At 62.8% G+C, this 253-nt stretch carries 1 pseudogene; it reads right to left on the bottom strand.

Annotation, left to right across the window (positions count from 1 at the left end):
- Positions 1 to 253, bottom strand: a pseudogene (locus G5A07_RS21520) (hypothetical protein); the annotation flags it as partial.

Below are 253 nucleotides of genomic sequence, written 5' to 3'. Positions count from 1 at the left end.
TCCATGCCGCGATCCATCTCGGCATGCCCGATCATTTCCGGCGGCCGGAAGTACGGGGGCTGGAAGGCATTGACGATACGCGACGAGAGTTGCGAGCGGTCCTCGTCGACCACCGCGATCGGCGCGTGATGCAAGGTTTCCGGAATACCGGTAGCGGAACTGTAGACGCCCAGGGTGAAGGCCCAGACGATCAGTGCCAGCATCGCGTAGTCGCGGCCGAGGCTGCGGAACTCCTTGATGCCCAGGTTGAAGA

The sequence above is a fragment of the Stenotrophomonas sp. AS012628 genome (genome assembly GCF_010608305.1).
Lineage (GTDB): Bacteria > Pseudomonadota > Gammaproteobacteria > Xanthomonadales > Xanthomonadaceae > Stenotrophomonas > Stenotrophomonas geniculata.
Note: the sequence above shows the minus strand (reverse complement) of the source record. Positions and strands in the feature narration are given on the sequence as shown.